This window comes from Streptomyces sp. NPDC048361 (genome assembly GCF_040651795.1).
Taxonomy (GTDB): Bacteria; Actinomycetota; Actinomycetes; order Streptomycetales; family Streptomycetaceae; genus Streptomyces.
The window spans coordinates 1-6,021 of sequence record NZ_JBEZKW010000123.1; the positions used below are offsets into that span (position 1 = coordinate 1).

Below are 6,021 nucleotides of genomic sequence, written 5' to 3' on the forward strand. Positions count from 1 at the left end.
CACGTGTGACCAGCCCTCAGACGTGAGCTCATCCGAACTCCCGTGTTACGGGCCCCGGTTACGGGCCCCGGTTACGGGCCCCGGTTAGGGGCCCCGGTTACGGGGGCTCCCGGACGGTGGTTTCCGGGTCGGGGCCCCCGGCTACGGAGGCTCCCGGGGGACAGTGACTCTCAGGCCGGGGCCCCAGCCTGACGGGGTTCCCGGGGACGTGACTCTCGGGTCGGGATGCCCGGGGCGGGTGACCGGGCGGGTACGACTGGCGGACCCGGGAGCCGTCGAGAAGGGAGCCCGCCGGGCCGGTGAGTGGTCAGGCGACGGGGACGTTCTCGTCGTGGTGCGGCGCGGCGTCCTGCCGCTCGTCGTCCTCGGGGTGCGGAGCGGCGGGGAGGTCCCGCATCCGGCGCAGGGGGGAGAGCAGCAGGGGCAGCGGTACGACGAGGAAGCCGGCGGCGCAGATCCACAGCGCCGAGCGGGCTCCGAAGGCGTCGGCGACGGCGCCGCCGACGAGGGCGCCGAGCGGCAGGGTGCCCCACATGACGAAGCGCAGGGTCGCGTTCATCCGCCCCAACAGGCGTGGTGGGCACAGGGTTTGACGGAAGCTCACCTGGGCGACGTTGTAGACCACGGCGCCGAAGAAGACGGCGGCGGAGCCGAGCGCGAACAGCGCGGCGGCCGCGCCCGGCCCCGACAGCGGCCACAGCAGCGCGAACGGCCCGCTGACGAGCGCCGACAGCCAGATCAGGCGAGCCTGGCCGAAGCGGGCCGCGAGTCGGCCCGCGCTCAGCGCTCCGGCGAGCCCGCCGACGGCCGACGCCGAGAGCATCACGCCGACGGCGGCCGGCGCCAGGTCGAGGACGCGGACCAGGAAGATGGTCTGGGTGGCCATCAGCATGGCGGTGAAGAAGTTGCCGAGCCCGGTCGTGCCCGCGATGACCCGCAGCAGCGGGTGGCCGAGCACGAAGCGCAGGCCCTCCGCGACGTCCTTGCGCAGGGACGCGCCGGGGACCGGTTCCGGCGCGGGTTCGGGCCGGCGGATGGCCAGGAGGAAGAGGGCCGAAACGGCGTAGCCGACGGCGTCGGCGACGATGGCCAGGTGCGCCCCCACGAGCTGGACGAGGCCGCCGCCGAGGCCGGGCCCGGCCACCTGAGCCGAGGAACGTACCGTCTCCAGGGCCCCGTTGCCGGCCACCAGCTGCTCCCTCGGCAGCAGCTGCGGCAGATAGCTCTGGTGCGCGACATCGAAGAACACCGTCGCGATGCCGGTGATCAGCGCCACGGCGTACAGCTGGGCCATGGTCAGGGCGTCCGCGACGGCGGCGATCGGAATGCTGGCCATCGCCAGGGAGCGGACCAGGTCGGCGCGGATCATCAGGGACAGCTTGCGCATCCGGTCGACCCAGGCCCCCGTGGGCAGACCGATGAGCAGGAACGCGGCGGTCTCGGCGGCGGTGAGCAGCCCCACCTGGAAGGCGGGCGCGTCGAGTTCGAGGACGGCCACCAACGGCAGCGCGACCAGGGTGACTTGGGCGCCGGCCTGCCCGGCCGCGGCTCCGGCGAGCAGGAGACGGAAATCGCGCATACGGAGCAGACCGCTGGGAGCGGCCCGGGGCGAAGGGGACATGCACGAGACCTTCACCGCGCACCGATCAGGAGTCAAAACAAACAGGACACTTTCGGTCGTTTCTTGCGCCATTCTGGCTCTCGATCAAGAAAATCGTAGGCCAGATCCGGGCAACGGCCGGATGAATCGCAGGTGTTGATGCCCGATGACACAGGTCTTCCTGGGCCACGGGGCACCTGTTCCCAGGGGGCGGCAGGTCCTCACACCCCATGAATGCAGGTATGTCCGAAACTCACCGCCCCCACACTTGTGGAAGCAACCAGATGCCCGCTCAGCCGTCGGGGGTAGCGGCGCCTGTCCCACGGGCACCTGCCCCGGGCACCCCTCGGGCCGCCCGCCCCCGGGCGCCCTCAGTTCTCGACGGCGCGGAGGTCCACGGTGTGCCGCTCGGTGGCGAGGATGACGGGCAGCGGCAGCCCCGTCCCCGTGTCCAGGCGCATCAGGGTCGTCTGGACCACGGTCTCCCCCGCCGGCACCCTCTCTGGGCTACTCACCTTGTCCCGGTTGACCCACGTGTGTTCGTCACCGTCGCACGTGGCCACCGTGCCGCCGATGCCGTGCAGGACGGAACCGGTCAGCACCCCGCTCGACACGAAGACCGGTCCGGGCCGGGAGGGCGGGGAACAGCGGTAGGTACCCGAAAGGGTGACGGTGCCGTCCTTGGCGACCGTCCCGGTCGGTCCGGCGGACACGGTGTCCGTGAGGGCGGCCCCGGCCGGGGCCGAGGCCACGCCGAGAAGGGCTCCGGCGGCGGCAACGGCCCCGGCGGCGAAAAGACTTACGCGCATCGGCAGATCTCCTTTGTTCCTGAGTCCGGTGTTCCTGCGTCTGGGTTCCTGCGTTCGGGTTCCTGCGTTGGGGTTCCTGCGTCTGGGTGGGCGGCACGAGGGCTTGGCACAGTCCGCTCGCACCCGCACCCGCGCCCTAGCAATACCGCCAACCCACCCGGCCGTCGGGGATCCGCCCCGGTCCCCGGCGTGTCCGCCCAGGACACGGGGGAGGCGGGAGTGACCCCGGATGCGTCGCCGGGAGCGGAGGGAATCGGCCTCCCCCGCATGACCGAAAGAGGGCCCCGTCACCCCGCGCCGGGCGCGGCACCGGCCGTGCATGCTGGTGCCCCCGGCCGTTTCCCGTGCCGCTCGGCGGGGTCCCCCGACTGGATGGGAGCGTCACTGTGCGCACCGTAGGCGTGGAAGAGGAACTGCTTCTGGTCGACCCGGTCACCGGAGCGCCGTGTGCCCTGGCCTCCGAGGTGCTCGACCGACTCACCAAGTGTTCCGCCGAAGAAGACGGCGTACCTCCGGGTGTGTTCGCCCGTGAACTGCAGGGTCAGCAGCTGGAGTTCGGTACGCGGCCGCAGAGCGACATGGAAGCACTCGGTGTCGAGATAGTGCGCTGGCGCCGCGCCGCGGCCCGGCACGCGCGGGAGGCGGGGGCCGCGGTCGCGGCGCTCGCCACCTCTCCCCTGCCGGCCCGGCCCGCCGTCAACGTGAGCCACCGCTACCAGTGGATGGAGGAACAGTTCGGTCTGACGACCCAGGAACAGCTCACCTGCGGCTGCCATGTGCATGTGTCGGTGGCATCGGACGAGGAGGGTATCGCGGTGGTGGACCGGATCCAGCCGTGGCTGCCCGTCCTGACCGCGCTCAGCGCGAACTCACCGTACTGGCAGGGCAAGGACACCCTGTACGGCAGTTACCGCAGCAGGGTGTGGGGCCGGTGGCCCATGGCGGGGCCGACCGGCTTCTTCGGCTCCGCCGAGCGCTACCACGCCCAGGTGGACGCCATGGTGACCAGCGGAGTGGTCCGTGACCGGGGCATGATCTATTTCGATGCCCGGCTCTCGCACCGCTATCCCACCGTGGAGATCCGCGTCGCGGACGTCTGCCTGGAAGCCACCACCACCCTGCTCGTGGCGTGCTTGTCCCGTGCGTTGGTGGAGACCGCCGCTGAGGACTGGCGCAGCGATGTCGAGCCGCTGCGGCACGGGGTGAGTCTGCTGCGGCTCGCCGCGTGGCGCGCCGCCCGTTCGGGGCTCGACGGCGACCTGTTGCACCCGCTGACCATGCGGCCGGCCCCCGCGCAGGTGGTCACGGCTGCCCTCCTCGACCATGTGCGGCGGGCACTCGACGCCGGCGGGGACCTCGCGTGGGCCCGCAAGACCACCGCCGAACTGCTGGCCCGCGGCAACGGCGCCCGCGTCCAACGTGCCCTGTACGCCCGCACCGGAAGCCTCAGCGATGTGGTCGCGGCATGTGTGCGGCACACCCAGGGAGAGCACCAACTCCGTTACCCCGCGCGGGAGCGGACGCTTCCCACTCCCCCGGGATGAGACATCACTTGTGAGGATCCGGGGCCATGGGTCCATACCGCCCCGTGGCTCCGGCCGGTCTCATCTCCCGTGAACTGGGTACTTCACACAGAGGAGGCGCGTAACATCCGGCAACAATCACGTACGCACACACCCTCGGAGGAACCCCCGTGCCGGACAGCACCACACTCCAGTCCCAGTACGCCGCCCAGATCCAGAGCGACCTGGACAGCAACGTCGCCGAACGCGAACACATCTCCGCTCAGATCGGCGCGCTCCAGGAGCAGTTGACCACCCTGGAGAACAACCACGCGCTGCTCGCCTCCATGCAGCAGGCGGTCGGCGGTCCCGCCGCTCCGGCACCCAAGAAGGCGGCGTCGGCGTCGGGCAAGAAGACCGCCGCGGCACCCACCCCGCGGGTTCCCCAGGCCCGCTCCGCGCAGAAGTCCGCAGGTCGCGCCGGGAAGAAGCAGACCGGGCCCGCCGCCAAGCAGTCCAAGGCACCGAAGAGCAACAAGACCGGCAAGGCCTCCTCCGGGGCCACCACCACACTGCGGGACCTCGTCGCGGCCCACCTCACCCAGAGCGGTGAGCCGCGCTCGGCGGCCGAGATCACGACGGGTCTGAGCGAGGCACATCCGGACCGCACCATCGCGGGCACCGTGGTGCGCAACACCCTCGAAAACCTGGTCGCCAAGGGAGAGGCACAGCGCACCCGGCAGAACCGGTCCGTGTTCTACACGGCTCCCGACGCCACCGCCGGCGCCCCGTCCGCCGACTCCGCGGACGCCGACGTCAAGAAGGAGGCGACCGCGGTCACCCCCGCGGCCACCAACTGACCGACCCGCGGTGCCGGCACGTCCGGCACACGCGCGGCCCGCGACCGGAGAGGTGACACGCAGCCCCGTGCCTCACGCCACAGGGCTGCAGTCCGGGTGACCCCAGCCGCCGTCGCGCTTCATGATGGGAGTGCCGGCGGCATACGGCTGACCGCAGGGGCAGCGCCCGGGGAACTTCGCCTTGATGGTCCGCGGCTTGCCCGAGGGGGCCGATCCGGACGCGGACGACGTCTTGTGCGAGGTGGCGGGCCGGGTGCGCGCCACACTGGCGCGGGCCGGCGCGGGAACCGGCAACTCCAGGTCGCCCAGCGCGGTCCCGGCGGCGCGCTGCGAGGTGGCCGCGTCACTCGCGGCCTGGTCCGCGATCGCGTTCAGCGGGTCCCCGCCCACCTGGTGCGCGGCCACATGGACGAACTCCACATCCCGCTCGGTGAGCAACTCGTCGATGCGCTCGACGAGTTCACGGTTGGCGACCGGCTTGCCGGCGGAGGTCTTCCACCCGTTGCGCTTCCAGCCCGGCAACCACTGGGTCACCGCCTTCATGGCGTACTGGGAGTCCATCCGCACCTGCATGCGCGTACCCGCGTCGACGGCTTCGAGGAGCTGTTCGAGGGCGGTGAGCTCGCCGACATTGTTGGTGGCGGTGCCGAGCGGCCCCGCCTGCCAGCGCTCCGGCCGCCCCTGCGGATCGGCGATCACCCAGGCCCAGCCGGCGGGCCCTGGATTGCCCTTCGACGCCCCATCACATGCGGCAACAACAACACGTTCAGACATCGGGCCATCATCCCACCGCCGTCCCCCTGCCCCGACCCCCTGCCCCGACCTCCTTCCCGATCACACCGGGTGACCGCTCGGCGCGCGGGGCCCGCGGGAGCGTGTCACGGTGAACGTGTTGGATCCCACCCACCAGCAGGAGTGACTCTCCATGGGCAAGGCCGAGAAGTTCAAGGACAGGGCACAGCAGGCCGCCGACAAGGCGAAGACGAAGGCGTCCCGGTCCCCGGAGCAGGTGTCCGGGCGCACCGAGGACCCCATGGAGCAGTTCCGTGAGGACCAGGAGCGCACCGAGCGCCTGACGCGCAACGCCGAGACCGACCACTCCTGACGCGGTCGGCACGGCACGACACGGAAGCCGGGGTGCTCACCCGAAGCGGGGTGAGCACCCCCGCGTGCGGCCCGGGGGGTCCCCCGGCGTGCGGCCGGGTGTGCCACCCCCGCGGCGCACACCATAGCCCGGGGTTAGCGGGGGC

At 71.8% G+C, this 6,021-nt stretch carries 6 protein-coding genes; 3 read left to right on the forward strand and 3 right to left on the reverse strand.

Going from position 1 to position 6,021, the window contains the following annotated elements; genetic code table 11:
- Positions 1-307 precede the first annotated feature (307 nt).
- Entirely contained in the window at positions 308-1,621 is a 1,314-nt protein-coding gene (locus tag AB0D31_RS34410) for an MFS transporter (RefSeq protein ID WP_362730790.1), read from the reverse strand.
- A gap of 350 nt (positions 1,622-1,971) precedes the next feature.
- Positions 1,972-2,409, reverse strand: coding sequence for a DUF6299 family protein (locus AB0D31_RS34415; protein WP_362730793.1), 438 nt, complete (start codon positions 2,407-2,409; stop codon positions 1,972-1,974).
- 386 nt (positions 2,410-2,795) lie between these two features.
- Here AB0D31_RS34415 and AB0D31_RS34420 point away from each other — a divergent pair, with 386 nt between their 5' ends.
- Positions 2,796-3,953 carry a glutamate--cysteine ligase gene (locus AB0D31_RS34420; RefSeq protein ID WP_362730796.1) on the forward strand — a complete coding sequence of 386 codons (1,158 nt, stop codon included), beginning with the start codon at positions 2,796-2,798 and terminating at the stop codon, positions 3,951-3,953.
- 149 nt (positions 3,954-4,102) lie between these two features.
- Positions 4,103-4,771 (forward strand): hypothetical protein, encoded by a 669-nt coding sequence (locus AB0D31_RS34425; RefSeq protein WP_362730799.1) that lies wholly within the window; start codon positions 4,103-4,105, stop codon positions 4,769-4,771.
- 72 nt (positions 4,772-4,843) lie between these two features.
- Here AB0D31_RS34425 and AB0D31_RS34430 read toward each other — a convergent pair whose 3' ends face one another.
- Positions 4,844-5,545 carry a ribonuclease H gene (locus AB0D31_RS34430; protein ID WP_362730802.1) on the reverse strand — a complete coding sequence of 234 codons (702 nt, stop codon included), beginning with the start codon at positions 5,543-5,545 and terminating at the stop codon, positions 4,844-4,846.
- A gap of 151 nt (positions 5,546-5,696) precedes the next feature.
- Here AB0D31_RS34430 and AB0D31_RS34435 point away from each other — a divergent pair, with 151 nt between their 5' ends.
- Entirely contained in the window at positions 5,697-5,876 is a 180-nt protein-coding gene (locus AB0D31_RS34435) for a hypothetical protein (protein ID WP_362730805.1), read from the forward strand.
- Positions 5,877-6,021: the final 145 nt, after the last annotated feature.